Annotated in this window: 1 protein-coding gene; it reads left to right on the forward strand. The window is 54.5% G+C overall.

All coding sequences use genetic code 11. From position 1 onward, the window contains the following. Positions 1-62: 62 nt before the first annotated feature. Positions 63-1,210, forward strand: a protein-coding gene (locus QWI20_RS27410) for an IS3 family transposase (protein WP_369308095.1) whose coding sequence is annotated in 2 segments (ribosomal slippage) — positions 63-318 and positions 318-1,210 — 1,149 coding nt in all. Because the reading frame shifts where the segments join, the coding sequence is not laid out codon by codon here. Positions 1,211-1,251 lie beyond the last annotated feature (41 nt).

Raw genomic sequence — 1,251 nt, forward strand, 5'->3', positions numbered from 1 at the left:
TGAGCTGGCCTAATGACCCCGGACACCTCAATGGGGGAAACTGTACCCATTGAGGAACGATCATGACCAAGAAATACAGAAAGTTCGATGCAGCCTTCAAGCTTGATGTCTGCAAGCTCATCGTCGACCAGGGCCAGAGCGTGAACTCGGTCTGTCTTGACATGAATCTGAGTGATACGGCAGTGCGGCGTTGGGTTGAGCAATACAAGGCCGAGCTGTTGGGCGGGCCGGGTATTGGTAATCCATTGACCAGTGAGCAGCAGCGGATTCGTCAGTTGGAGCAGCAGATTCGGCAGCTAAAAATGGACAACGACATCCTAAAAAAAGCTACGGCCTTCTTTGCCCGCGAATTGAAGTGATCCATCAACTGGTTCACCAATTACATCGCAAGGCCTACCCGGTGGCTCATATCTGCCGGGTTTTGCGGATCAGTCGTTCCGGGTTCTATGAAGCTCGCCAACGTTGCCAGAAACCCAAGCTCATCTGCACTGCAGCGGCCATGGTCAAAGCGACATTCGAGTCCAAAGAACACTGCTACGGTAGCCGCCGCGTGCTGGGCGCGCTGCGCGATGAGGGTGTTTCCATCGGTCGTTTCAAGGTTCGTCGCCTCATGAAACAACAGGGTTTGCGCCCGATCTGGAAGCGCAAGTTTATCCACACAACCGACAGTAAACACAACTTGCCGGTTGCTGAAAACCTGCTCAACCGACAGTTCAACCCCAAGGCAATCAATCACTCATGGGTCGCGGACATCACCTACATACGCACACGAAGCGGTTGGGTCTATCTGGCTGCGGTTATGGACCTGTTTTCACGCAAAATCGTCGGCTGGGCCATGGCACCCCATATGCGCGCCGAACTGGTGACCAGCGCTATGCAACTGGCCATTGCTCAAAGGCAGCCTGAACCGGGCCTGATTGCCCACTCGGACAGAGGCAGCCAGTACGCGGGGGCTGCTTATCAATCGCTGCTGACTCGCAACGGGATGCGTTGCAGCATGAGCCGAAAAGGTAATTGCTGGGACAATGCAGTGATGGAGCGCTTCTTCCTGAACCTGAAGATGGAGCGCACCTGGAGAAAGGATTACGCCAACCACGGCGAAGCAATAAAGGACATCACTGATTACATCGTGCGGTTCTATAACGAGGGGCGACTGCACTCGACGTTGGGCAACATGACGCCCAATCAGTACGAGCGGCAAGCGGCCTGACAATCACCGATTGAGGTGTCCGGAAAAAGTTGACCACTTCA

It is taken from the genome of Pseudomonas sp. W2-17, from assembly GCF_041060445.1.
Lineage (GTDB): Bacteria > Pseudomonadota > Gammaproteobacteria > Pseudomonadales > Pseudomonadaceae > Aquipseudomonas.